This is a genomic window from Natronomonas salinimetallica, assembly GCF_013839515.1.
Lineage (GTDB): Archaea > Halobacteriota > Halobacteria > Halobacteriales > Haloarculaceae > Natronomonas.
On record NZ_JACDNQ010000023.1, the window covers coordinates 1 to 23,491 of the forward strand.

Annotated in this window: 24 protein-coding genes; 14 read left to right on the forward strand and 10 right to left on the reverse strand. The window is 64.7% G+C overall.

The features are described 5' to 3' along the window. Nucleotides 1–521: 521 nt before the first annotated feature. Together HZR14_RS13840 and HZR14_RS13845 are read right to left on the reverse strand one after the other, a co-directional pair. Nucleotides 522–2,375 (reverse strand): PAS domain-containing protein, encoded by a 1,854-nt coding sequence (locus HZR14_RS13840; protein WP_181693467.1) that lies wholly within the window; start codon nucleotides 2,373–2,375, stop codon nucleotides 522–524. Nucleotides 2,376–2,751: 376 nt separating this feature from the next. After that, nucleotides 2,752–2,955 carry a hypothetical protein gene (locus HZR14_RS13845; protein ID WP_181693468.1) on the reverse strand — a complete coding sequence of 68 codons (204 nt, stop codon included), beginning with the start codon at nucleotides 2,953–2,955 and terminating at the stop codon, nucleotides 2,752–2,754. A 26-nt stretch (nucleotides 2,956–2,981) separates the two neighbouring features. On the opposite strand from HZR14_RS13845, the gene HZR14_RS13850 reads away from it, so the two are divergent. Then, on the forward strand, nucleotides 2,982–3,920 hold the full coding sequence (locus HZR14_RS13850; protein ID WP_181693469.1) for a cell division protein CdpA domain-containing protein: 939 nt from the start codon (nucleotides 2,982–2,984) through the stop codon (nucleotides 3,918–3,920). Here HZR14_RS13850 and HZR14_RS13855 read toward each other — a convergent pair whose 3' ends face one another. Next, the gene (locus HZR14_RS13855; RefSeq protein WP_181693470.1) at nucleotides 3,921–4,850 is read right to left on the reverse strand and encodes an NAD-dependent epimerase/dehydratase family protein; all 930 of its coding nucleotides are present in this window, start codon (nucleotides 4,848–4,850) and stop codon (nucleotides 3,921–3,923) included. 441 nt (nucleotides 4,851–5,291) lie between these two features. Between HZR14_RS13855 and mbhE the strand changes: the two genes are divergently transcribed. Genes mbhE through mnhG form a run of 7 tightly spaced genes read left to right on the forward strand, consistent with a single transcriptional unit; the run spans nucleotide 5,292 to nucleotide 11,419 of the window. Then, a complete protein-coding gene (mbhE, locus tag HZR14_RS13860; protein WP_181693471.1) occupies nucleotides 5,292–7,640 on the forward strand; it encodes a hydrogen gas-evolving membrane-bound hydrogenase subunit E in 2,349 nt (782 codons plus the stop codon). Next, entirely contained in the window at nucleotides 7,637–8,098 is a 462-nt protein-coding gene (locus HZR14_RS13865; protein WP_181693472.1) for an MnhB domain-containing protein, read from the forward strand. The genes mbhE and HZR14_RS13865 overlap by 4 nt, the downstream gene beginning before the upstream one ends. Further along, nucleotides 8,095–8,439, forward strand: coding sequence for a sodium:proton antiporter (locus HZR14_RS13870; protein ID WP_181693473.1), 345 nt, complete (start codon nucleotides 8,095–8,097; stop codon nucleotides 8,437–8,439). The genes HZR14_RS13865 and HZR14_RS13870 overlap by 4 nt, the downstream gene beginning before the upstream one ends. Next, nucleotides 8,436–10,040, forward strand: coding sequence for a complex I subunit 5 family protein (locus HZR14_RS13875; protein ID WP_181693474.1), 1,605 nt, complete (start codon nucleotides 8,436–8,438; stop codon nucleotides 10,038–10,040). Before HZR14_RS13870 ends, HZR14_RS13875 begins: the two co-directional genes overlap by 4 nt. Before the next feature lie 3 nt (nucleotides 10,041–10,043). Further along, entirely contained in the window at nucleotides 10,044–10,694 is a 651-nt protein-coding gene (locus HZR14_RS13880) for a Na+/H+ antiporter subunit E (RefSeq protein WP_181693475.1), read from the forward strand. Next, on the forward strand, nucleotides 10,687–10,980 hold the full coding sequence (locus HZR14_RS13885; protein WP_181693476.1) for an MrpF/PhaF family protein: 294 nt from the start codon (nucleotides 10,687–10,689) through the stop codon (nucleotides 10,978–10,980). The genes HZR14_RS13880 and HZR14_RS13885 overlap by 8 nt, the downstream gene beginning before the upstream one ends. 43 nt (nucleotides 10,981–11,023) lie before the next feature. Further along, nucleotides 11,024–11,419 carry a monovalent cation/H(+) antiporter subunit G gene (gene mnhG / locus HZR14_RS13890; protein ID WP_181693477.1) on the forward strand — a complete coding sequence of 132 codons (396 nt, stop codon included), beginning with the start codon at nucleotides 11,024–11,026 and terminating at the stop codon, nucleotides 11,417–11,419. Between the two features lie 168 nt (nucleotides 11,420–11,587). Here the strand turns inward: mnhG and ligA are convergent, their stop codons facing one another. The 4 genes from ligA to HZR14_RS13910 all read right to left on the reverse strand — a co-directional run bounded on the left by ligA (nucleotide 11,588) and on the right by HZR14_RS13910 (nucleotide 15,710). Continuing rightward, nucleotides 11,588–13,279 carry an ATP-dependent DNA ligase LigA gene (gene ligA, locus HZR14_RS13895; protein ID WP_181693489.1) on the reverse strand — a complete coding sequence of 564 codons (1,692 nt, stop codon included), beginning with the start codon at nucleotides 13,277–13,279 and terminating at the stop codon, nucleotides 11,588–11,590. A 66-nt stretch (nucleotides 13,280–13,345) separates the two neighbouring features. After that, nucleotides 13,346–14,065: an archaeal proteasome endopeptidase complex subunit beta gene (psmB, locus tag HZR14_RS13900; RefSeq protein ID WP_181693478.1), complete on the reverse strand. Its 720-nt coding sequence runs from the start codon at nucleotides 14,063–14,065 to the stop codon at nucleotides 13,346–13,348. A gap of 107 nt (nucleotides 14,066–14,172) precedes the next feature. Beyond that, entirely contained in the window at nucleotides 14,173–15,099 is a 927-nt protein-coding gene (locus HZR14_RS13905; protein ID WP_181693490.1) for a DMT family transporter, read from the reverse strand. A gap of 104 nt (nucleotides 15,100–15,203) precedes the next feature. Then, nucleotides 15,204–15,710 carry a CBS domain-containing protein gene (locus HZR14_RS13910; protein WP_181693479.1) on the reverse strand — a complete coding sequence of 169 codons (507 nt, stop codon included), beginning with the start codon at nucleotides 15,708–15,710 and terminating at the stop codon, nucleotides 15,204–15,206. A 139-nt stretch (nucleotides 15,711–15,849) separates the two neighbouring features. Between HZR14_RS13910 and mch the strand changes: the two genes are divergently transcribed. From mch to HZR14_RS13930, 4 genes are all read left to right on the forward strand, one after another. After that, nucleotides 15,850–16,785 (forward strand): methenyltetrahydromethanopterin cyclohydrolase, encoded by a 936-nt coding sequence (gene mch, locus HZR14_RS13915; RefSeq protein ID WP_181693480.1) that lies wholly within the window; start codon nucleotides 15,850–15,852, stop codon nucleotides 16,783–16,785. A 151-nt stretch (nucleotides 16,786–16,936) separates the two neighbouring features. After that, a complete protein-coding gene (locus HZR14_RS13920; RefSeq protein WP_181693481.1) occupies nucleotides 16,937–17,311 on the forward strand; it encodes a translation initiation factor IF-5A in 375 nt (124 codons plus the stop codon). A gap of 12 nt (nucleotides 17,312–17,323) precedes the next feature. Then, nucleotides 17,324–18,124: an arginase family protein gene (locus HZR14_RS13925; RefSeq protein ID WP_181693482.1), complete on the forward strand. Its 801-nt coding sequence runs from the start codon at nucleotides 17,324–17,326 to the stop codon at nucleotides 18,122–18,124. A gap of 165 nt (nucleotides 18,125–18,289) precedes the next feature. After that, nucleotides 18,290–19,054 carry a Nif3-like dinuclear metal center hexameric protein gene (locus tag HZR14_RS13930; RefSeq protein WP_181693483.1) on the forward strand — a complete coding sequence of 255 codons (765 nt, stop codon included), beginning with the start codon at nucleotides 18,290–18,292 and terminating at the stop codon, nucleotides 19,052–19,054. A 44-nt stretch (nucleotides 19,055–19,098) separates the two neighbouring features. On the opposite strand, the gene HZR14_RS13935 is transcribed toward HZR14_RS13930, so the two are convergent. The 3 genes from HZR14_RS13935 to HZR14_RS13945 form a co-directional block, all read right to left on the reverse strand. After that, the gene (locus HZR14_RS13935; protein WP_181693484.1) at nucleotides 19,099–20,157 is read right to left on the reverse strand and encodes an NAD(P)-dependent glycerol-1-phosphate dehydrogenase; all 1,059 of its coding nucleotides are present in this window, start codon (nucleotides 20,155–20,157) and stop codon (nucleotides 19,099–19,101) included. 106 nt (nucleotides 20,158–20,263) lie between these two features. Next, nucleotides 20,264–21,259 (reverse strand): NAD-dependent epimerase/dehydratase family protein, encoded by a 996-nt coding sequence (locus tag HZR14_RS13940; protein WP_181693485.1) that lies wholly within the window; start codon nucleotides 21,257–21,259, stop codon nucleotides 20,264–20,266. Between the two features lie 94 nt (nucleotides 21,260–21,353). Further along, nucleotides 21,354–21,572 (reverse strand): hypothetical protein, encoded by a 219-nt coding sequence (locus HZR14_RS13945; RefSeq protein WP_181693486.1) that lies wholly within the window; start codon nucleotides 21,570–21,572, stop codon nucleotides 21,354–21,356. 119 nt (nucleotides 21,573–21,691) lie between these two features. On the opposite strand from HZR14_RS13945, the gene HZR14_RS13950 reads away from it, so the two are divergent. Together HZR14_RS13950 and HZR14_RS13955 are read left to right on the forward strand one after the other, a co-directional pair. After that, nucleotides 21,692–22,429 carry a hypothetical protein gene (locus tag HZR14_RS13950; protein WP_181693487.1) on the forward strand — a complete coding sequence of 246 codons (738 nt, stop codon included), beginning with the start codon at nucleotides 21,692–21,694 and terminating at the stop codon, nucleotides 22,427–22,429. A gap of 706 nt (nucleotides 22,430–23,135) precedes the next feature. Further along, the coding region (locus tag HZR14_RS13955; RefSeq protein ID WP_181693488.1) for a helix-turn-helix domain-containing protein at nucleotides 23,136–23,491 on the forward strand (356 nt) is incomplete at its 3' end.

Consider the following 23,491-nt stretch of genomic DNA (forward strand, 5'->3'; position numbering starts at 1 on the left):
AGTTCCGAGAAATCGCGTTGATGTGTGTCGTCTATAACATCAAGCGAGCTGTGAAACCGTGAATTCCACCGCAGTATGGCGATTCAACACAGCCGTTTAATTGAGGGCGCTAGGCTTCCGTCCTCAGCGAGCGCCGAAGGTGCGATTAGAGAGGGACATAGCACCCGAACGCCTTGTTTTCGTGTGTATCGGTGCTCTTACTCCCCATACAATTCAAGCAGGTAGTGCGATACTCATCACTCTTTTGACAGTGTTCAAACGCGACAACAAGCGTGCAACGGCGGCTGTGGCCGAGTGTCGAACCGGCAGGAGTGGAACACTCCGAACCGCCTGGAACGGGAGATCGCCTGCGGAGTACGGGACCGTCCTCAGAACGACTCGTCGTTCTGATGGGCCGCACAAGCACTCTGTGCTCGTGGACACTCTGGGACCTGTTCCTGCAAGTGCCGACGCAGAAACGGGAAGCCCCGACCGCAACAAGCGAGGGCCGGGGAGGCCCGAGCGCGGGAGGTCGGGGGAGTTCACTCAGGACCGCCCGTCGAGGCCACCGGGAAAGTAATGGTAACGATACTGCCCCAGGGCTCGTTTTCGTTGAATGCTAGGGAACCGCCTGAGTTCTCCACGATCATTTTCACGAGCCACAACCCCAAGCCTGTGCCGTGATACAACGGTTCGATTTCGGCGTCCTCCGTGATAATTCTCTGTTCCATCTCCGGAATCCCCGGCCCGTCATCGGCGACTCGGACGTCTACAGCGTCGTCGCGGTTCTCGACGGTCACCTCGATCGATGGTTCCGTCTGATCGGAATGGTTGACTGCGTTGGTCAAGAGCTCCGTTAGCGCACGATTGATTGAATCTATTGCCCGGACCTGCCGATCGGCGGTACCCTCGGCCGTGATATGGGCGTCCGGATACTGCTCTCGGGTAGCCACGACAGTGGCCTCGATGACCGCCCCGAGATCGGTCGGCCCGGGCGACTGCTCGTCCGCGAGCACGTTCGTGATCTCGCGTTCCTTACGGGCGGTCGTGAGGAGCTTTTTGCTTTCCTCGATGATTATCCCGGCCATCTCCGCGACATCGCCCTCGCTGGTCGCCTGGATAGTTTCGGCATTGCCTTTGATGACAGTCATGTCGTTGCGGAGGTTGTGGCGGAGCACGCGATCCATGACCTTCAGTTGGGTGAGGCTCGTTTTTAGGTCCGTTTCGAGTGCTTTCCGGTCGCTAATGTCCGTCTGGATGGCGATGTATCCGTCAATCTCATCGTCGGCCTTGATCGGCACAATGGTCTGGCGGGCAGTGTACTGTTCACCACTCTGCCGCTGGTCGGTCACTTCCCCTTCCCAAACGTTGCCGTTCAATAACGTATCCCACAGGTCTTCATAAAAGCCGTCAGGCATTTCGCCAGATTGCAGAATCCGTGGATGGCTGCCAACAGCCTCGTCGGCTGAATACCCCGTGATTGACTCGAACGCCGGGTTGACGTACTCGATGGTTCCGTCACGATCCGTGAAATACACGGCGTGACCGGCCGAGTCGGCCGCTTGACGAAAGCGTCGGAGTTCGTGTTCGCGGCGGCTGCGATCGGTGATGTCCCGAGCAATCCCGACGATTCGGGTAACCTCGCCATTTACGATGACTGGTGCGAGTTTTGTCTGCCAAATAATCCGGCCATCCGGCATCGGGAGTTCTTCCTCGTAGCTGATGGGTTCGCGAGAATTCACACAGCGTCGATAGTTCGCTTCGACTTCCGCACCGGTCTCATCGCCGAGTGCTTGCCGGGGGGTCTTTCCCTGAATATTCTCACTAGATAGCCCGCTTGTCGATTCGTGTGAGGGGTTGAGTCGCTCGAATCGAAATACCGGATCCGAATCGGTAGTGTCAACGTCAATGAGAAAGACAGCATCTTGTATGTTTTCGAAGGTGGTCTCGTACTCCTCCAAGAGTTCTTTCAGTTCGTGTTCGCGGTGTCTGTGATCGGTGATATCCCGTACGGTAACGAGGACAAGCGTCTGGTCGTTGAAGACGGTTCGACGCATACTCACTTCGACCCAAAAGGGATCTCCCTCGCTATCTGTAGCGTGCCAGTCAAACACCTGAGGGTGACCCTCAGCAGCCTTCTGTACGTACTCAACGGCAGTGTCTTGGGTGTACGGAGGAACGCCAGTACTGAGATCTTCGATGGATAGCTGCCGAGCTTCAGCCCGTGAGTATCCATACATTTCACACATGGTCTCGTTCACGTCAAGAATCTCGCCAGTCTCCACGGCGTGAACGAAAATCGCATCGTTGACTGAATGGTAGATTTCTCGGACCACTCCTTCAGGGAGCGGAGATTGCTGACGCGCCTCATCCGAGATGTTTTCTGTGGGTCCCATTCTGATTCAGTCTCCGCTGTGACATATATTACCAGGACACTTGAAATATAGGATTCGGGGAAACGACTGATCGATAAGCGGATTTGGTGCGGGCGCTAAGCCCCCACTCCCTACGGAGCGACCGAAAGGAGCGGAGTAAGGTGGGGATACAGCACCGTCTTTGGCTGGGCGATTCTGCAAGAATCGTGCCCTCTACAGATAAGCAAGGCGAGTGCCCCGGGGTCGTACGGAAGACGACGTCTTCCGTGATGACGAGAGACGGCGTCTCTCGAACCACTTGACCCCGAGGCGGTTCACCTTGCACGTGACGCCTGACTGTGCGTGGGAACGAAGAGAGTGAGACGTTTTTTATGACACGCTATAGTAGACATCGCAACTAGTTACACATCGATCGCACTGCCGCCGTGCGATCGAGTGTGTATTGTCTTCCGATCTCTACTATAGTCCACGGACGGCCACCACCGTCGTGGTGCTCAATGGAACCGACGGCCCGCATCCCACCGACCGGGACGGCCCGCATCCCACCGACCGGGACGGCCCGCATCCCACCGGCGGCCGACTTCCCAGGCCAAACAGTCATAGGGGTTCGCCCGAAAACACCGGCAAATGGCTTCCTCCGACACGGCCGACGGGGACCGTCTCGTCGAGCTCTACCGGACGTACATCGGGGAACCGGACCGCCGGACGGACGTGTATCTCGGATTCGCGCTGTTTTTCGGCGGGCTCGGGCTCGGGCTCCTCGGTCTGACGCTGTTCGTCGTCGAACGCGCTGTCCTCGACGGGCTGGTCTTTTTCATACGGGAGATCGCCTTCGCCGTGGGCGCGCTCGGATTACCGCTCGTATTGCTCGCCGTCGTCGTGTTGCTCCCGGCCGACACGCGCGCGTTGTACGTCGCTTCGGGAGGGTTCGCCGTCGTCGTCGTGGCGATCGGGTTCTTCGTCGCGGTGTACCCCTCGAACTGGAATTACGGGACACCCGACTATAGCCTCCACGGCGTCACCCTCTACGCCATCGGGCTCGTGAGCGTCCTCGCGGCGACGGGATCCGCGCTCGTCGGATACCACATCGAACGGACGGGCGGGGCCACGACACCGACGGAGGAGACGACACGGGCGGATGCCGACCCCGACAGCGGGGACGCGGGCGACCCGTCCGCGGACGACCCCGCGGTCACCGAGGCACAAGTCCGGCGGGACATCGACGAGGCCATGTCCGGGGCCGATATCACGTGGGGGGGCGTCGAAGCGGACGATACGGCACAGTTGCAGATCACGCCCGACGAGGAGCTCGAGGGCCAATCGCTCGACCAGAACTCCGCGAAGGTACACCGGTCTTCGGGTATCAACGACCAGCTGTCGGCGCTCCAGGGGATGAAAGGCGGCGAACAGCGGACCGACAGCGGGGGCGGCATCGACGAACAGGCGGCGGCACTGAAAGAGCTCCGCGAGAAACAGCGTACGGAGTCGGGAGACAGCGCCGGCGACGGCGGCGGAACCGACGGCGAATCCGGGATCGTCGGGCAGCTGAAATCGTATTTCGGATAGTTACTCCTCGGCGAGGAGCTCCCGAACCGCCCGCCGGACAGCGTCCTCCGAGGACGTCTCGGGCGTCCACCCGGTCGCGGCCAGCTTCTCGACCGAGAGCCGCATCCGGGGGACGTCGCCGACCCAACCGCGGTCACCGCCGGTGAAGTCGTACTCGGGGTCCAGGCCCATCTCCTCCGCCACGATGTCCGCGATCCGTCGGACGGACGTCGTCGTCCGCGTCCCGAGGTTGTAGGTGTTCACCCCGTCGTCGGCGTACTCGACGACGTGTTCGATCGCGTCCAGACACGCATCGATGTGCATGTAGGACTTCTCCTGGCGGCCGTCGCCGAGGATCTCGAGTTCGGTCGGATCCTCGCGGAGTTTGTGGATGAAATCCGGGATCACGGCCCCGATCTGGAGCCGCGGGCCGACGATGTTCGCAAAGCGGAAACACCAGACGTCGAACCCGTGGCTGTGAGCGTACACGGAGAGCAGCGACTCCTCGGCGAGTTTCGCGGCACCGTACATGCTGATCGGCTCCAGGGGCGCGTAGTCCTCCGGCGTCGGCCGCGGGGCCTCGCCGTACACCGTCGACGACGAGGTGAAGGCGATCCGCTGACAGCCGACGGCCTCCATCCGTTCGAGGACCGCCGCCGTCAGGTCGGTGTTCTCCCGGAACTGCGCGTTCGGGTCGTCGCTGTCGACGGCCTTGTCGGCGGCGAAATGAAAGACGACGTCGGTCCGTTCGGAGATCGCCTCCCGGCGGACGGACGGCTCGCGGAGATCGCCCTCGACGACCGTCGCGTCCTCGGGTATCCACTCCCGGCGGCCGTTCCCGAAGTGATCGACGACGACGACCTCGTTGTCGTCGACGAGGCGATCCGCCAGGTGCGATCCGACGAACCCGCCGCCGCCGGTGATACAGACCCGCGCTCCGGTGAGTTCCATTGGTCGTGGTGTGGTCGGCTACGATAAGTCGGTTTCGACGCGGCCACGGAGACGGGCCGTCGGGTGATACTGGCGGCTCACAGCCCGCGTGCGCCGTCGACTCCCGTGGGGTCTGCTTCTCCTACGTCGGTATACCCGTCAGCGTGCCCGTCCGACCCGGCAACCGAAACCGTCTATCGCCCGTTCGATACAACGGCCTACCGTCTCCGTATCGCGCCGGAACGCCTGATACTGACGGACAAAAGAATGTACACACGACGCACGAGGATCACGCCGTTCGACGGAGCGAACGGCGGATCACTCGTGAGTCGGTTTTATTTGATTTCGTCCACCAGTATGACAGGTGCGTTCGAACGCCTCGCTGAACGTCGAGAACGGGCTGACGGCCCGCGGGTAGCCGGACGATTTAAGTCCGATTTGTGTGTTGGTAGGACTCATCGGATGGACCTCGGGTTCTGGCCCCTCGCCATTGCGATCGGCCTTCCGTTCGTTGCGGCAGCCGGTATGCCACGTCTGTATCCGCTCGTCGGCGAGCGGATCGGATACCTGGGTGCCGCCGTCGCCGCGGTCTCGTTCGGACTTCTCGGAACACAGATCGGAACCGAAGGGAGCGTCTCCAGGCCCTGGATCCCCTCGCTTGACGTCGCGGTTCGTCTACACGCCGACGGGCTGGCGCTGTTATTCGCGCTTCTGGCGAGCGGCATCGGCATTCTGATCTTCGCGTATGCGACCAGCTATATGCACGGAAAACCGGACCTGGGGCGGTTTTATATGGCGCTTTTGGCGTTCATGGGATCGGTCCTCGGTGTGGCACTTGCGGCTGACTTGCTCCTCCTGTTTTTGTTCTGGGAACTGACGAGCGTCTGTTCGTTCGTTCTCATCGGCTATCACACCGAGGACGCCGAGTCCCAATACTCCGCGCGGATGGCGATGGTCATCACGGTCGGCGGGGGGCTGTGTTTGCTCGTCGGTATCCTCTTCGTCGCGATCGCAGCCGAGACGGCCGGTATCGGGGCGTTCGATCTCGCGGCGATCCTCGAACGCAACGATGCGGTCCGGGTGGCACTCGAAGAAACGGGCCTGTTCACGCCGGCGTTAGTACTCCTGGTCATCGCGGCGGCCGCCAAATCGGCGCAGGTTCCGCTGTACTTTTGGCTGCCGCGAGCGATGGTCGCCCCCACGCCGGTGTCGGCGTTTCTCCACTCGGCGACGATGGTGAAAGTCGGCGTCTACGCGCTCGGCAGAGTCCGACCGCTGTTTCATGGAACCGAGTGGACGTCCCTCGTTGCGACGCTTGGAATCGCGACGATGGCGGTCGGTGCGCTGTTGGCCGTACTCGCCCGGGATATCAAGGAGTTGCTCGCGTACTCGACGGCGAGTCACCTCGGGTTGATGGTTGCGGCATTCGGGTTTCGGTCGCGCTACGGGGCAGAAGCCGGCGTCTTTCATCTGCTCAATCACGCGCTGTTCAAGGCCGCGTTGTTTCTCGTCGCTGGGGTCATCGCCCACGAGGCCGGAACGCGTCACATAGACGAACTCGGCGGTCTCCGGCACGACCTGCCCGTGACCGCGGTGATCACCGCCCTGGCGACGCTGAGTATGGCCGGGATTCCGCCCTTCAGCGGCTTCTACTCGAAGGAGATCCTGTTCGAGGCCACCTGGGAGACAGCACAGACAGGCGGCGGCGTGGCGTGGCTGTACCCGGCGGCGGCGGTGTTCGCCAGCGTCTTTACGGTCCTGTACTCGCTTCGATTCCTGTGGCTCTTCTTCGGCGACCGACCCGACGGACTCGGATCGATACACCGCGCTCCGGGCGCACTCGTCGTACCGCCTGCCGTACTCGCGGGGGCACTCCTCCTCGTAAGCGTGCGCCCGTCGGCCGTAATCGATCTCATCGTCAACGATGCCGCGCGCGCAACAGCCGTTGGCGTCGTCGATATCCACGCCGGGATCCCCCGACACGTCTCCGGTCCGGTTGTGATGAGCGTGATCACCGTCTCCGCTGGCTTCGCTTGCTTTCCGTTTTACACGGAGATCCGGGGCATCCTCGAGGGGGTCAGCACGGCAACGGCGCGTGTGCATCCGACGACCGTCTACCGGTCGACATTGGGGACCGTCGATCGGACGAGCAGGCTGGTCAGATCCCGTGTCCAAAACGGGCTCATCAGGACCTACGTCTGGTGGCTACTGCTGTCGGCGTGTGCGCTGACAGCCGCCGGCTACGCATCGACCGCGGTCGGGATCCCGGCGCCCGCAATGGCCGAAACGCCGGTGGCTGTGGTACTCGTCTTGAGCGTGGCCGTCGTCGCGGCGATCGCCGTCGCGAGTGCCGAGAGCCACGTCACCGGTGTATTGACCCTCGGTATCCTCGGCTTTATGATCGCGATCTTCTACATTCTCGGGAGCGGTGCGGATCTGGCGCTGACACAGCTGGTCGTCGAGACGCTCCTCCTGCTTATTTTCCTGCTCGTTCTGGAGGAAATCCCGGAGTTTTACGGCGAGTTGAAACGGGGTCGCGCGCTCAGAGACGCCGCACTCTCCGTCGTGGTCGGCACAACGGCCTTCGTTTCGGTACTGCTTGCAGCCCCCGAGCGAGGGGCAGATCCCACCCCAACCGCGGTGTTCTACGTCACCAATGCGGTCCCGGAGGGCGGCGGAGCGAACGTCGTCAACGTGATTCTCACCGACTTCCGGGCGTTTGATACGCTCGGCGAATCGATCGTCGTTATCATCGCCGCACTGTCCGTACTGGTCTTGTTGACGATGCGCGACAGGGGTGAGACCCAATGACGACCGTGATCATGCGGACGACTGCACGCGTCGTCGTGCCGATCATTCTCGTCGTCGCCATCTCGCTTTTCTTGCAGGGACACAATCTGCCCGGGGGCGGGTTCATCGGCGGTGTGTTGACCGTCGTGGCGTTTACGCTCGTCTACGTCTCGTACAACCTCGATTACCTGGAGATCGGTGTCCTCGACCGGGACGTCGATCCCAGCCGGGCTATCGGCGAACACCGAACGGTGGCCACATACCGACGGTTGTTCATGTTCGGGCTAGGTGTCATCGTTGCAAGCGGTCTGGCCGGACCGGTTTTTGGGGAGGCGTTTCTCTCACAGGCGTTCGTCGTCATCCATCTTCCGCTGTTCGGTGCGGTCGAACTGGCGAGTGCGCTCCTCTTCGACGTCGGCATCTTTTGTGTGGTCGTCGGCGGACTGCTCACGATCTTCTCGGTGGTGGGTGCCGAATGACGTTCACGCTCGCGGCGACGGTCGGCGCGCTCTTCGCGCTCGGTACCTTCCTCGTGTTGCGGGATGATCTGATCAAGGTCGTCTGGGGGCTTGCGATCATCTCTCAGGCTGCGAACGTGTATCTCATCTCGATGGGCGGTCTCGTGGCGGCGGGAAGCGATACCGTCCCGATTTTGGCCACACATCACGCCCCCTTTCCCGAACCCACGGACCCCGTTATTCAGGCCCTTATTCTGACGGCGATCGTCATCAGCTTCGGAATGACCGCCTTCGCTCTCACCCTCTCGTACCGTGCGTATCAGGAGAACGAAACGATAAACGTCACGAAGTGGGAGCAATGACTGGAACGATCGCTATCGCGCCGGTGGTGGTGGCGCTCGTCGCCGGAACCACCACGCTGCTCGCTCGTCGCTGGCCACGCCTCCAGCAGACGGTGAGTATCGGCAGCGCACTCGCGTACGCGTACAGCGTCGCCCTCCTCGTCCGGACGGTGGTGTTCGCCCCCGATGGGGCCGCTATTGCCTACCAGCTTGGCGGTTGGCATGCTCCGTTCGGTATCACGCTGGTCGCGGACGCGCTTGCGGTATTTATGCTCGCGATGACGGCGATCGTCGCCGTGTACGCGGTGATCTTCTCGGTCCGGTTCATCGAGGCGGCAAATCAGCGGGTGTACTACCACCCGCTGTTTCATTTCCTGTTGCTCGGTGTGACTGGCGCCTTCCTGACGGGCGATCTGTTCAATCTCTTCGTCTGGTTCGAGGTCATGCTCATGGCGAGTTACGTGTTCGTCTCGTTCTACGGCAATTCGGAACATACCGCTGCAGCGGTCCGTTACGTCGTCTTGAACGTCGTCGGCAGCGCGCTCATGTTGCTCGGTATCGGTGGCCTCTACGCTACGACCGGGACACTGAATATGGCGGACATGGCACAGCAACTCGCCCAACCGGGCGTCGACATACGGCCGGTGGTCGGGCTTTCGGCGTTCGTTTTTGTCACGTTCGCGCTGAAGGCCGGGCTGGCCCCGTTTCAGTTCTGGGTGCCCTCGGCCTACCGGTCGGCACCGATCCCGATCGTCGCGATCTTCGTTGGAGCGACAAAAAAGGTCGGTATCTACGCCATTATCCGGCTCTATTTCACCGTCTTTGGGACCGCGAACGTCACGGTAGCCGCGCCCGGCATCACCGGTCGCTCGCCGCTCGTCCTTCTCGCGCCGGTCTTGCTGACTGTGGGTGTTTTGAGCGTCCTCGTCGGTGGGTTCGGAGCTGTCACCCGCGACTCGCTCGATGGACTGTTTGCTTACTCCAGCATCGGCCAGCTCGGCTTCGTCGTCATTCCGCTCGGAATCGCTGCAGCGGCTCCCTCGGAGTCACTGCGACAGTCGGGAATACTCGCCGCTCTCGTGTTTGCACTCCATCACGCACTCACGAAGAGCGTGCTCTTTTTTTCGACGGGCGTCATCCGGGATGCGACGGGGACGACACGGCTCTCGGAGCTCGGTGGGATCGGCAAACGGTCGCCGGCGTTTGCGGGCGTGTTTCTCGTCGGTGGACTCTCGCTCATCGGAATCCCGCCACTGGCCGGCTTTTTCGGCAAGCTCTTCGTGTTCAACGCCGCGGCGAGACAGTTCGCCGCCGCCACGTCCGGGGATATCGCGGCGACCGGCAGTGCTTTGGCAATCTTGCTCGTGTTGCTCCTCGGGGCGGTGTTGACAGTCCTATATTCGACGCGGGCGTGGATGGGCAGCGTCTGGGGGCACGAGACGGAGGCGGTGGCGATGGGAACGATCGATCGCGTGGAGGTCACCGTACTGGCGACGCTCGCTGTCGTCGTCGTGGTCGTCGGCGTGGGGTTCGAACCGGTGTATCACTTCGCCGATGCGGCGGCCCGTGCGGCAATCGATACCGAGGCGTACACCGAGGCGGTCGGTGTCGGGGGTGGATAACCCATGAAGATCAGGCGATGGATCGTCGCAGGCTTGCTGTTTGCGATACTCTGGGTCTTCATTCGGGGGGCGTCGATAACCGCCACGTCGCTGTTGGCCAACTTCCTCGTCGGGGTGGCCGTCGGGCTTCCAGTCGCCTACGTGTTCCGCCGGCTCTACGGGGAAGAGATACGGCTCAATCAGTCGCTTCTCGTGGCGCTCCCCTATACCGTCCTCTACATCCTCGCCTTTTTTAAGCAGGTGCTCGTGGCAAACGTTGATGTGGCCTACCGCGTGCTCGTTCCGGGGGCGACACTCGAACCGCAGGTCATCCTCGTTCCCCTTCGGGTCGAGTCGGAACTCGGGGTTACGACGATCGCAAACAGCATCACGATCACACCGGGGACAGTCACGATCGATTACGAACCCGACGAGAACGCCCTGTACGTCCACGCGATCGACGGCCGCGAGCCCGAGGCCCTCGTCGAGCCGGTTCGTCAGTGGGAGAACTACGCGCTCGTGATATTCAACGAGCGGCTCGCGCCCGAGGATCCGCCGCCGGAGATCACGATCCATCCGCCGGGCCACCCGCTACGCTCGAGAGACGCCCCCGAGTTGCCGGACGGATTCGAGCTTTCGGGCCCCGAAACGCCCGAGGAGACGGACGATGAGTGAACAGCTGGCGGCGACCGTCATCGACGGCGCGTTGATCCTCATTTCGGGGCTGTGTCTCCTCTGTGGATACAGGGTCATCCGTGGCCCGACGGTCCCGGACCGCGTGGTCGGACTGGATGCCATCGCGACCAACGTCATCGCCATCGCGGTACTTTTCGCCCTGAAAACCGGCCGTGGGCTGTTCGTGACCGCCAGTATCGTTCTCGCGATCATCGGGTTTCTCTCCACGGTGACGGTCGCAAAGTACGTCACTGAAGGGGACATCATCACACGGGGAGAACGATGACGGAGAGACGCCGCAGTCGCCACGGGAGGGGGTGACACGTCGGATGGTAGAACCCGTAGCGATTCGACACCTGACCGTCATCGCACTCGTGAGTATCGGCTGTTTCTTTCTCGCGGTCGGAACGATCGGATTGCTCCGGTTCCCGAACGTCTACAATCGGATGCACGCGACGAGCAAACCGACGACGCTCGGTACTGCGACGATTTTTCTGGCAGGGTTCGTCCGGTTCGGCCCCGGCGGTGCCGGGTTGACGTCGCTCGTCGGTATCGTGTTTCTGTTCTTGACCGTACCGACCGGTGCCCATATGATCGCCCGCGCCGCACAGAAGGTCGGAGTCCCGTTTTTGGGTTCCGTGACGTGGCCGACGACAGATAGATCCGAAGCGGACGCCGACGACACGTCTCCCGGGCGTGAGGGTGACTCGGAGACGTCCCCGTGAACGTCTCGGATGCATACCGAATGGCTCCCGAATTCGGCGCATCTCCCGGCCCGGCGTATTCCCCGGCTTGGCGCGTCCTCGGGTACGCATACGGACCGTCGTCGTCCGGGCGCGGTCACCGCTTGCGCCGTGGCGGTGGCGACCGCTGCATCGGGACGTCGATCCGTATCACTCCGCGAGTCGGTCGACCCGTTCGAGGCTATCGGCGTCGTCCGGGGCCTTGTCCGACCGGACGCCGACGAACCGGGGAAACCGCAGGGCGTATCCCGACGAGTACGTCGGCGAGCGCTGGATCTCCTCGTAGCCGACCTCGAAGACGACGGCCGGCTCGAGTTCGAGCTCCGTCCCCGACTCCGAGCGGACGTAGGGGCGGAGCCGTTCGTGGAGCCGTTCGAGTTCCTCGTCGGTGATCCCCGTCGCGACCTTGCCGATGGTCCGGAACCCCTCACCGTCCCGGACCGAGAGCAGAAACGTCCCGAAGTAGTTCGCCCGCCGACCCTCGCCCCACTCGGCCCCGGTGACGACCAGATCGAGCGTTTCGGCGTCCGGTTTCCGTTTCAGCCAGTTTCGCCCCCGGTCGCCGGGGGTATACGCGGATTCGGGGTTTTTGACCATCAGCCCCTCGTGGCCGGCCGACAGCGCCGCCTCCTCGAGGCTCGCGATCTCCTCGGCGGAGTCGACGATCCGGAGCTCGGAGACCCCGCCCTCTGCTCCCTCCCCGTCCCCGCCCTCTGCTCCCTCCCCGTCTCCGTCCCCGAGGAGTTCCGATAGGCGGGCGTGTCGTTCGGTGAGCGGCGCATCGAGAAGGTCCTCGCCGGCCGCGTGGAGGCAGTCGAACGCGTAGAACTCCACCGGGACCGCCTCGCGGGCCGCGGCGACGTCGTGTTTCCTGCGGAGCCGACGGAGCACGTCCTGAAACGGTCGTGGTGAGCCCGCCTCGTCGACGGCCACGACCTCGCCGTCGAGGATCGCCGGAACGTCGAGGGACTCCTCGACCGAGCGGACGACCTCCGGCAACGGATCGGTGACGTCCTCGAGGTTCCGCGAAAACAGCCGCGTCCTTTCGCCGTCGTGGTGGACCTGTATCCGCGCGCCGTCGAACTTCGTCTCGACGGCGACCCGATCCCACTCCTCGAGGGCGTCCACGGCGGTCCCGGCCTGCGCCAACATCGCTTCGATTGGCCGCCCGACCGCCAACCGAACGTCCTCGAGCCCCGCCTCCCCCGCCTGACGTGCCGTTTCGGTGACGAGACCAACGTCGTTCGAGACCTGTATCGCCCGCTCGACGGCGTCGACGGGGACACCGAAGGCCTCGGCGGTCGCGTCCCGGACCGTCCCCTTGCCGACCCCGATCCGCATGGTGCCTACCACGAGTCGGGCGAGAAACCGGGCCTCGGTCGGATCGGCCCGGTTGAACAGCCCGAACAGCGTATCGAGTTTGGTGTCCGTGCTGCCGGGGCCGTCGGCCGCGGCGAGCCCGCGGAGGGCAGCATCGACGCCGGCGACGGTGAGCCCGCCATCGCTCCCGCCGCCGAACGCCCCGAGGCCGCGTTGCCCGCCGAGTGTCAGCCCTTCGGCGACCGTTCCGACCTCGCCGACCGCAGCCAGCCGGTCTTCGATGTCGGCCGGCGTCACGTTCGGTTCGGCCGCCTTCGCGAGCGCCGCATGACACAGTGCCGGCCCGACGTCGAGTTTCGTCGCGCTGTGAGCCGGGAACACCCGGCCCTGGATGAACCGGGCCACGGTGTCGAGGTCCTCGCCGGCACCGACGAACAGATCCGCCACGAGTTCGACGGTTTCCGTATCCGAGGGGACGTCCTCGATTGCTGCGGCCCGATCGGCGAACGACGCAAACTCCATGGTCATGTCTGTCGGATACCGGTCGACAGTGATTAAAGAACCCGAATCGCCCCGAAGCGCGCCGGTCTACAGGACTTCCTCGAAGTCCTTGTGGCCCGTGATGTCGACGCCCTCCTCGGTGATCGCCGCGAGATAGACGCCGTTACCGGAGCCGGTATCGCGTTCGACGGCGGCTTTGATGCCCGAGGCGGCGACCTGCTTTGCCTCCTCGTTCGTCATGTCGTCCTCGTATTGCTGTTCGAGCGTCCCGTGGGCGACCATGAGGCCGGAGCCGGTGACGGTGTAGTCGTCGGCCATGACGCCGCCGGCGGGATCGATCGAATAGACGTGGTGGCCCTCGTCGTCGACGCCACCGAGGATTGGGTTGATCGCGAAGAACGGGCCGCCACGGGCGAAGTTCCCCGCCAGCGTCGCCAGGGCGTTGATCGAGATGTCCTCGCCGCGGCGCGCCTCGTAGAGGTCGACCTCGGCCCGGAGCGACCGGATAAACGACTGGGCACCGCCGACGCTCCCGACGAGCGTCAACGCCGCGCTCGGGTGGATCTGTTCGACCTTCTGAACGTTCTTGTTGGAGACGAAGCGGCCGCCGAGCGAGGCTCGCATGTCCGTCGCGATGACGACGCCCTCGGCGGTCGAGATGCCGATCGTCGTCGTCCCCGTCTTGTTGACCGCGTCCAACTCGTCCGCGGAGACGTCGTTCGACGGAACCTCGCCGAGTTCGGGTTCGTACGGCGAGAGCGTATGATCCTGTCCGGTGCGTGGCAGCGGGGAATCCGGTTGACGCATTGCTGTATGGTACAGTCCGACGCTGATAAAACCTTCCGGTTACGTACGGTATCGGTACAGTACACATCAACGTAGGTCGGTCTGTACGATCGCGTGAGCCGTGGACATCACCCGCTTTGCCACCGCCGCAGTTCCGTCCGGATCGACTGCCGCTTGAGCAACACGAATCCGACGAGGATGATCACGAACCCGGCGACCGTGGGTCCGCCGATGTGTTCACCCAAGAGGAGAAAGCCCGCTACTGCCGCGAATATCGGGGCGACGTAGGACACGAGGTTGATCTCTATCGCCCCGAGTCGATCGAGCAGATCGAAGTAGATGAGAAAGCCGAGCGCGCTCGAAACGACCGCGAGATACACCAACGCGGCAGTCGCCTCGGCGGAGGGCATTCCGGAAACCGTCTCGCGGAGCCCGAGGCTGAGACCGTGCATGAGCGCCGCACCGCCGAGCATCGACCAGGCCTCCATCGTCTCGATCGGGAGGTCGCTGTCGAGGCGTCGGGTCAGGACGCTCCCCAGCGCGAAACAGAGCGCGGCCCCGAAGACGAGCGCCTCGAAGCGCGACCCGACGAGGTTCGCCGGGTCGGGACGCGAAAGCACGACGACCCCGACGAGGCCGAGCGCCATACCGAGAACGCCGACGGCCGTCAGTCGCTCCTCGGGGAGGAGCGCCCGCGCGAACGCGGTCGTCATGACCGGCGACAGCGAGACGATCACCGCCGCCGCGGCGCTCGTCGTCCCCCGCTCGCCGACGAACAACAGCGCGTGGTACCCGGCGATGATGAAAACGGCACCGACCCCGACAGTCAGCCACTCGGATCGGCCCCTCGGACGCCATCGGTCCGTCGCTCGGAGCGCGTATCCGAACATCAACACGCCGGCGATATCGAACCGGACCGCGGCGAAGAACACCGGCGCCTCGAAAAAGTACGCCGGCTCCTGTAGGTCGCCGAGGCCGGCTTTGATCGCCATGAACGCCGAGCCCCACACCGCGGCGAGCGTCAGAAACAACAGGAGATTACGGTAGCGCACGATCGATGCTGGGCCGACGCCGGCCTCAACGTTTCGACATCGCCTCGGGACGCCCGGGGCTACGGTCCGGGATCGCGGTCCCCTATCCCCTCAGGGATCGGAGGATGTCATCGGGAGCGATCGGATTCGATGCGTTCGGTACGCAGCGCCCGGAGGAGGTCCTCGCGGGCGATGATACCCAACAGCGCGCCGGCCTCGTCGACGACCGGCAGGCGGTTGATATCCCGTTCGTCGTCGGCCAGCACGCGGAGCAGTTCGTCGACGTCGGCCGTCGGGCCGACAGTGACGACGTCCTCCGTCATCACCTCACGGACCGATCGGCCGACGCTCCGAGCGAGATCGATGCCGAAGTCGAGTTCGTCCCACGAGAGGTCGACGGCGTAGGTGAGCGATTCGAGAAACGGCGGAAAGCCGACGGGAATCCAGAGCGTCCGATCCGACGGCTGGAAGATGTCCACGAGGTCACCCTGCGTGACGATCCCGACGACGATGCCGTCCTCGGTGACCGGAAAGCCGTTGAAATCGGCACTGGCGAGCCGACCGAGTACCTCACCGACGTCGTCGTCGGGGGAGACGGTCTCGACGTCGCGGGTCATGATATCGCGTGCGTTCATGTGTAGCGGTTCCGGACCCGGCCGCATAGACGTTGCGGCGAAACGGCCGGCCGCCGTCGGGGGCTCCCGTTCGGCCACGACGGATCCGGCCGGCCCCGCATGCAAGAACCTTTTATTCGGATCCGCCCGAGGTCGCGGTATGGAGAGTCTCAATCGGATGGCCGTTGAGTTGGTCGACGAGGCGATCGACTTCGCAGACGAACTCGCGATCGACGTCCACGAACTCGACAACGGCGCGGTCGTCCCCGATTTCGGCGTCGATTCGGTCGGCGGCGTCGAGGCCGGACTGTTGTTGGCGGAGATCCAGACGGGTGGGCTGGCGACGGTACAGACCGGCGTCGGGGAGATCGAGGGAACGCCCCGGACGCACGTGGAGGTCTCGACCGACCATCCCGCGATGGCGTTTCTGGCCGCACAAAAAGCCGGATGGGAGCTGTCGATCGAGGGGTTCGAGGGGCTCGGGAGCGGGCCCGCTCGCGCGCTCGTCGCCGAGGAGGAGGAGTACCAGCGGATCGGCTACCGCGACGCGGCCGATTTCACCGTGTTGGCGGTCGAGAGCGACGAACTCCCCGGGGAGGCGGTCGCAGAACATGTCGCCGAGCGGACGGGGGTCCCGACGTCGAGCGTCTTCTTGCCGACGTTTTCGACGGCGAGTCTCACCGGGAGCGTCGCGCACGCGGCGAGAGCCGGCGAACTCGCCACGTTCCGACTCTCGGAACTGGGCTACGACCCGCTGGGGATGTTGAGCGTGACCGCCTCGGCGCCGGTCGCTCCGGTTCCCGAAAGCGACGACGTCGCGATAGCGAGGACGAACGACGCGCTCGCGTACGGCGCTCGCGCCCACATGACCGTCGAGGACTCGTTCGATCGCTTCGAGGAGGTCGCCTCGACGGCGGGGACCGACTTCGAGACGCCGTTCGCGGAGATCTTCGAGGCGTACGACTGGGACTTCTACGAACTCCCGGTGGAGCTTTTCGCGCCGGCACAGGTCACCGTCGACGTGGTCGGTGGCGGTGTCGAGGTAGCCGGAGGGATCGACCAGGCAATCCTCGCGGAGAGTTTCGGACTTCCGTGACGTCGGGGATGTGAGCCCCCGGCCGTCGGAGCGTCCGGAGGTCGCAGGGCATCCGGATCGGTCCATCCCGCGACCGACTGATTCCGCCCGCGAGCGTCTCTCGATGACGGATATCCAAACCGTTTATACTGCGCCGACGGAAAGCGATCGTATGCCGAAACAGCAGACTGAAGTCCGAGAACTCCAGGAAGGCAACTACGTGATGATCAACGACGTCCCCTCGAAGATCACGTCCTACAGTACGTCCAAGCCCGGGAAACACGGGAGCGCAAAGGCCCGCGTCGAGGGAACGGGCGTCTTCGACGGACAGAAACGAAACTTCACCCAGCCCGTCGACGCGAAGATCTGGGTCCCGATCGTCAACCGAAAACAGGGACAGGTCGTCTCCGTCTCCGGCAACGACATGCAGGTAATGGATCTCGAAACCTACGAGACGATCACGATGCGCATCCCGGATGATCTCGACCCCGACCCCGACGACGAGATCGAGTACCTCGAGTTCGAAGGCCAACGCAAGGTCGTCTGATCGTCCCCACCGATGGCTGGTTTCCCCGGAGCCGACGCCGACCTGTGCGACGCCGCGTACGCGGTCGTCGGCGCGCCGTTGGACGTTTCGACGACGTTCCGGCCCGGTGCCAGATTCGGCCCCGACCGGATCCGGCGGTTCGCCCGGCCCTTCGACGGCTACGATCGACGGACCGACCGCCACTTCGGTGAGCTGGTCGCCGACGACGGCGACCTCCCGGCGTGGGACGAGGTCGCCGAGTATCTGCGGTTTCTCGAAGGCGAACTCGGGGATCACCGTGCCGATGGGCGGATTCCGCTGCTCTTGGGGGGAGAACACACCGTCAGTGTCGCCGGCGTCCGTGCGACCGAACCGGAGGTCTACGTCTGTCTCGACGCCCATCTCGACCTCTACGACGCCTACGCGGGCAACGAGCGCTCACACGCGACGGTCACACGGCGCGCCCTCGAAACCGCAGAGAATGCGGTGTTGCTCGGGGTCCGAACCGGGAGCGAGGCCGAGTGGGACCGGGCGATGGCGGCCGACGTCACGGTCGTCGCCCCCGAAGACGTCCGCTCGTGGGAGCCGGCGTTCGACGGTTCGGCGTATCTGAGCGTCGACATCGACGCAGCCGACCCCGGCTTCGCGCCGGGGACCGGGACCCCGGCCCCGTTCGGATTGCGTCCCCGAGAGATGCGCGATCTCGTCCGGACGGTCGCACCCCACGCGGTCGGCTTCGACGTCGTCGAAGTGAACGACCGCGACGACGGGCAGGCGGCCGCGCTCGCCGGGAAGCTGCTGCAGGAGTTCGTCTTCTCACACGCCGACGGCTGACGAGGGTTTATATACCAATACGGGACCAGGACGTCCTATGCCCGAACGTGCCCTCGGACGTCGGGCGATACCGGACGCCGGCGCTCGAACGCCGGTTCGAGCGTCGGCGGCCGTTGCTGGATCGGTGTCGTCGAATACAAGACGGGGCCGCGGGATACGTCGGGTATGGAAACCGCCGAATTCAGGGATCGATTGAACGACCGGCTCGATCACGACGCGTACGCGGGCGTCGATGCGAGCGCGAACGGGCTACAGATCGGATCGGCGGACGGGACCGTCGAGCGGGCCGCGTTCGCGGTCGACGGCGTCGAGGCGACCGTCCGGGAGGCCGCCGACGTCGACGCGGACGTCCTCGTCGTCCACCACGGGCTCGTGTGGGGCGGCCTGGATCGCGTGACGGGCCCCGAGTACGACCGCATCGCATCGTGTGTCGAATCCGACGTGGCGCTGTACGTCTCTCATCTCCCGCTCGATGGCCACGACGAACTCGGCAACGCGGCCGGGCTCGCGTCGTTTCTGGGCTGTGAACGGCGGGAGCCGTTCGGCGAGTACGACGGCGTCACGATCGGCCAACGGGCCCGTCTGGACACGCCGCGGTCGGTCGAGGGACTCCGAAAGCGGCTCTCCGAACTCGATACCGGCGGCCAGCCGATCCGGACGCTCGGATTCGGCCCGGAGACGATCGAGGACGTCGCGATCGTGACCGGCTCCGGAACCGACTGGATCCGCGAGGCGGCCGATGCCGGAGCCGACGCGCTCGTGACCGGCGAGGGCAAACAGAAGGCCTACCACGAGGCACGGGAGGCCGGGCTGAACGTCCTCATGGCCGGCCACTACGCGACCGAGACGTTCGGCGTCAGACGGCTCCGGGATCTCGTCGACGGCTGGGGGATCGAGACGGCGTACGTCGACCACCCCACGGGGCTGTGAGGCGGGCCGGGAGCGACGCTACGCCCTTCAGGGCGCGGAGGACGTCAGAGGACGCCGGTCGTCGTTGCCGCCTCGATGGCGGCCGTCCCCTCGATGCCGTCCCCGAGGATCGTATATCGATCCCGTATCTCGTGGGCGCTCGTCATCGCCTCGATGAACCGCTCGCCGTCGATCCCGAGCCCGTCGGCGGTCGTCGGGGCCTCGATCCCGGCGAGGGCGTCCCGGACCCGGCGCCACTCGCCGCCCTCGCCGCTGTGGAGGTACTCCGTGACGATCGAGGCGACGCCGACTTGATGGCCGTGCAGCGCCGTGCCGGGGGTGAGCCGGTCTAACTGGTGGGAGATGAGGTGTTCGGCCCCGGAGGCCGGTCGCGAGGAATCCGCGATCGACATCGCGACGCCGGAGGAGACGAGCGCCTTCACGACGACCCACGCCGACTCCTCCAATCCGCGCTTGATCGAGTCCGACCTGTCGACGAGCATCTCGGCCGTCATCTGCGAGAGCGCGCCCGCATATTCGCTGTACTCGACGTTCTTCAGCCGGTGAGCGAGCTTCCAGTCCTTGACCGCAGTGTAGTTCGAGATGATGTCCGCACAGCCGGCCGTCGTCAGCCGCCAGGGCGCTGCCGCGATGAGCTCCGTGTCGGCGACCACCGCCAGCGGCGGGTGTGCGGCGACGGAGTGGCGGGTGTCACCGTCGGGGACCGATCCCCGCCCGGAGACGATCCCGTCGTGACTGGCCGCCGTCGGTACCGAAATCAGCCCACAGCCGCGCTCGTCGGCGGCCATCTTCGCGATGTCGATCGGTTTGCCGCCGCCGAGTCCGATGAGATACCCCGCGTTCGCGGCGTCGGCCGCCGACAGTACGTCCTCGACGGCCGAGAACGTCGCCGTCTCGATGGTCGTGATCGCGGGGTCGATTCCGAGCTCCCCGAAGCCCGCCCGGAGTCGATCCGCGGCCAGCGCCCTCGGCGTCGGTGTCGTGACGACGAGGGGGCGGCCATCGAGGTAGAGCTCCCCGACGACGTCGCCGATCCGGTCGAGGACACCGTGGCCGACGACGACGTTCCGCGGGAGGCGGATCCACGTCGATTTCTCGAACATACCGGCCCTGCGTGAGGCGAAGATAAAACCGTTCTCCCCCGCCGCCGCCGGGCGGTGGCTACAGAGAATACAGGAGAGAGCCCACGACTTCAGTCGTGGGAGGAGGTCAATCGACCGTCCCCAGGACGTCGAGCAACCGTTCCTCGGCCTCCCGGTCGGGGCCGTTCGCCCGGCCGCTTCGCTCGGACTCGCGGTACGCTTTGACCGTCTCGGAGAGCGCCCGCTCGTGGGGGGTCGACTCCCAGCCCAGCTCGCGGAGCTTCGTCGTATCGAGGAGATGTGGATAGCTGCGATACAGCGCGAACGCGTCGGCGGAGAGCCCGACGGCTTCGAGTTCACGATCGCTCGCGGGGACGGCCTCGACGTCGCTCCCGCAGGCGTCCGCCAGCAGCGTGATCCACTCGCGGAGGATCGGCGCGTGGCCGTCGCCGACGTTGTACGCCTCGCCCGGCGTCCCCCGTTCGGCGACGGTGCGTAGGGCACGGGCGACGTCCTCGACGTAGGCCAACTGCCACAGGGACGATCCCCCGTTCGGCATGACGATCCGGTCGTGGGTGTCGACGCGGTCGATCCAGTAGTCGAACCGTTCGGTGTAGTCGTGGGGGCCGTAGACGACCGTGGGACGGACCGACATCGCGTTCACGCCCCGATCGGCCGCCGAAACGACCGCCCGGTCCCCTTCGGCCTTCCGCGCCCCGTAACTCGCGTCGCCGTCGTCGGTCGCCTCCTCGACCGAACAGGAGCGAAGCGGCGTCTCGTCCTCGCGTTTCGGGATTCGCTCGGCGCGATACGCGGCTCCCGAGGAGACGTAGACGTACGCGTCGACGTCGGCGAAGACGTCGGTCGCGGTGTGGACGTCCCGCGGCCGGTAGGCGACACAGTCGATCACGACGTCGGGTGTGATCTCCAGGCCAGCGCGGCGGACATCGGACTCGTTCGTCCGGTCGCCCTCGATGTGTGCGACACGGCCATCGTCGGCGAACGGGTCGTCGTGTTTCCCGCGGTTGAACGTCGTTACGTCGTAGCCGGCCTCGAGCAGCGCCGAAACCGTATGCCGGCCGATAAATCGGGTCCCACCGACGACGAGCGCGTGATCGGTCATACGAGCGCTCGGGGGGCCGCGGCGAAAAGCGGTGTGGATGTGTTCGTCGGCCGTGGGCTCATCGCGCGTATCGACGCCTTCGGTCGGGATCGCCTCACCAGTACGCCTCGGGGTTGTCGAGCCACCGCCATCCGCGGGCCCCGACAGCGGCTCCGAGGAGGAGGACGACGCCGACGAACGCGACCGTCACCGCAGCGGGCCTCACGTGCGGTCCGACCGACAGCGTCGTCAAAAACAACTCGGCGACCGACACCGCACTCCAGAGAACGACGAGCCCCACGACCGCACCAGACAGCAGTTTCGTCCGGTTCATACGGATCCGTGGGCGGGACGGGACATAAAACGCACCGCTCGGGGCCGCCACGTCGATCGCCCACGGTGGGGTCTGGCGATGACCGGAGCGCCGATATGTCCGGACGGCGAAGGGCACCCATGACCACTATCGCCGTGCTTGCGGACCCGCCACGACCGGACACCGTACTGCCGGACGTCGTCGCTACGTCGCCGTTGTCGGGCGAGGAGGCCGCTTCGCTGTATACCGCCCTGCTTAAAGACACCGTCCTCGCGGTCGAACGGAGCGGCGGCGAACTCCTCGTGAACTACCGGTCCGCCGAGGCGTTCGGGCCCGACGTCGATCCGGAGGCTCGGCTCCGGTCGGTCCTCGCCGGCGTCGTCGACCCCGAGACGGTCCGATTCGAGGTCCAGGTCGGCGAGACGTTCGCCGGACGCGTCGGGAACACGGCGACACATCTGCTCGAAACCGAGGGGGTCGGATCGGTCGGAATCGCACGGCCCGAGGCGGCGCTGTTGGCCAGGACCGACATCGACAGCGCGGCGATGAAACTCCGGAGTTCGCCGGTCGTGCTTGGCCCCGCGCCGGGTGGTCGCGTCACGTACGCCGCGTTCGCCGAACCGATCGATTACGCCGACTCCTACGCGCCGCCGGCCCTCGGAACGCTGACCGACCGTGCCCTCGAAGCTGGGGTCGACGTCGAGTTCCTCGGGACGAAGCCGTATCTCGGGACGGCGGAGGACCTCGCCGAGATCGTCTTCGAGGTCCGAACCAGACGGCGCGCCGATGCGCTCGTCCCGCCGCATCTCGCCGCGTGGGTGGCCGAGTGTGATCTCACCGTCACGGCCGAGGACGGTGGGGTCTCCCTCGACCGTTGACATCCTCCGTCATACGGCCCGTCGTCGTCGCCTCCGGCGAGTACCGGTCCGGGTCGGCGTCGAACGTGATCGCCGCTCTCACATCGCCCCCGCAAACTACCGGACGCCGTCGAACAGTTTTTTATCACCAATTGATCAGGGGCATGTAACCGACCCCACCCTACTTCGCTCGGCCTTGCGGCCTCGCTCGTTGAGGGTGGGGCCACTGGCAGAGCGTCGCTCTGCCAAGGCCTCGAAAGGCGTCGCCTTTCGGTGGCTTTGATGTGGTTCTCGCCTTCAGCTGGCGCGACGGGGCGTCTTGTGCGCCCCGCCTACCGGACGCCCTTCGGGGTCGACAAACCCACCATTCGGGGCCGGGCTACTGCGGCCCATACTGCGCGCCACTTGCGGACGCACAGCACTAGCTGGCAGTACGATATGGTGCAACATAGTGGTTGCGAAAGCTCGTGTCGGCTTCCTCTCCGCCTCGAAAACTGCTGAAATCCAGCGGCCGACTCAATGTGTTCCAACTCCGCGAATCCTGATCACACGACAGATACTGCAAGAGGGAGGAGCCGTTAGCTGAAAGTGAGGGCGCTAAGCCCCCGTCCTCAAGGAGCGAGGCGAAGCCGAGCGAGTAGGGCGGGGATACGGCGCCCGCACGAGTTACAAACGCTTTCAATCAGAATTCTTAACTATCGGAGATCCGTAGGAGTGAACACATCGCATGAAGTACAGTCCACGCTTCCGACTCTTTCCAACCGAAGAGCAACGCGACGCGATGGACTGGCAGCGCGATACTGTGCGACAACTCTACAACCACGCTCTCCGCGAATTCAACAAAATACCCGAAGACGCTGGGACACTCCGACAGCGCGTCTGGAGCATCCGCGACACACTCCCCGCGTTGAAAGACTGGTGGCCCGACCTCAACAAAGTCTACTCCACCGTGTTACAGAAAGCCGTCGAGCGCATCTGGGACAATATCAACAACCTCGGGAAACTCAAAGCCAACGGCTACGACGTAGGGTCGTTGAACTGGAAGAAACCGCGTGAGTACAGGAGTTTCACGTACCGTCAATC

Excerpts from the sequence above, each read along its gene's own strand:
- HZR14_RS13840 (WP_181693467.1), bottom strand. The coding sequence starts at position 2,375 with ATGGGACCCACAGAAAACATCTCGGATGAGGCGCGTCAGCAATCTCCG.
- HZR14_RS13845 (WP_181693468.1), bottom strand. The coding sequence starts at position 2,955 with ATGACTGTTTGGCCTGGGAAGTCGGCCGCCGGTGGGATGCGGGCCGTC.
- HZR14_RS13850 (WP_181693469.1), top strand. The coding sequence starts at position 2,982 with ATGGCTTCCTCCGACACGGCCGACGGGGACCGTCTCGTCGAGCTCTAC.
- HZR14_RS13855 (WP_181693470.1), bottom strand. The coding sequence starts at position 4,850 with ATGGAACTCACCGGAGCGCGGGTCTGTATCACCGGCGGCGGCGGGTTC.
- mbhE (WP_181693471.1), top strand. The coding sequence starts at position 5,292 with ATGGACCTCGGGTTCTGGCCCCTCGCCATTGCGATCGGCCTTCCGTTC.
- HZR14_RS13865 (WP_181693472.1), top strand. The coding sequence starts at position 7,637 with ATGACGACCGTGATCATGCGGACGACTGCACGCGTCGTCGTGCCGATC.
- HZR14_RS13870 (WP_181693473.1), top strand. The coding sequence starts at position 8,095 with ATGACGTTCACGCTCGCGGCGACGGTCGGCGCGCTCTTCGCGCTCGGT.
- HZR14_RS13875 (WP_181693474.1), top strand. The coding sequence starts at position 8,436 with ATGACTGGAACGATCGCTATCGCGCCGGTGGTGGTGGCGCTCGTCGCC.
- HZR14_RS13880 (WP_181693475.1), top strand. The coding sequence starts at position 10,044 with ATGAAGATCAGGCGATGGATCGTCGCAGGCTTGCTGTTTGCGATACTC.
- HZR14_RS13885 (WP_181693476.1), top strand. The coding sequence starts at position 10,687 with ATGAGTGAACAGCTGGCGGCGACCGTCATCGACGGCGCGTTGATCCTC.
- mnhG (WP_181693477.1), top strand. The coding sequence starts at position 11,024 with ATGGTAGAACCCGTAGCGATTCGACACCTGACCGTCATCGCACTCGTG.
- ligA (WP_181693489.1), bottom strand. The coding sequence starts at position 13,279 with ATGGAGTTTGCGTCGTTCGCCGATCGGGCCGCAGCAATCGAGGACGTC.
- psmB (WP_181693478.1), bottom strand. The coding sequence starts at position 14,065 with ATGCGTCAACCGGATTCCCCGCTGCCACGCACCGGACAGGATCATACG.
- HZR14_RS13910 (WP_181693479.1), bottom strand. The coding sequence starts at position 15,710 with ATGAACGCACGCGATATCATGACCCGCGACGTCGAGACCGTCTCCCCC.
- mch (WP_181693480.1), top strand. The coding sequence starts at position 15,850 with ATGGAGAGTCTCAATCGGATGGCCGTTGAGTTGGTCGACGAGGCGATC.
- HZR14_RS13920 (WP_181693481.1), top strand. The coding sequence starts at position 16,937 with ATGCCGAAACAGCAGACTGAAGTCCGAGAACTCCAGGAAGGCAACTAC.
- HZR14_RS13925 (WP_181693482.1), top strand. The coding sequence starts at position 17,324 with ATGGCTGGTTTCCCCGGAGCCGACGCCGACCTGTGCGACGCCGCGTAC.
- HZR14_RS13930 (WP_181693483.1), top strand. The coding sequence starts at position 18,290 with ATGGAAACCGCCGAATTCAGGGATCGATTGAACGACCGGCTCGATCAC.
- HZR14_RS13935 (WP_181693484.1), bottom strand. The coding sequence starts at position 20,157 with ATGTTCGAGAAATCGACGTGGATCCGCCTCCCGCGGAACGTCGTCGTC.
- HZR14_RS13940 (WP_181693485.1), bottom strand. The coding sequence starts at position 21,259 with ATGACCGATCACGCGCTCGTCGTCGGTGGGACCCGATTTATCGGCCGG.
- HZR14_RS13945 (WP_181693486.1), bottom strand. The coding sequence starts at position 21,572 with ATGAACCGGACGAAACTGCTGTCTGGTGCGGTCGTGGGGCTCGTCGTT.
- HZR14_RS13950 (WP_181693487.1), top strand. The coding sequence starts at position 21,692 with ATGACCACTATCGCCGTGCTTGCGGACCCGCCACGACCGGACACCGTA.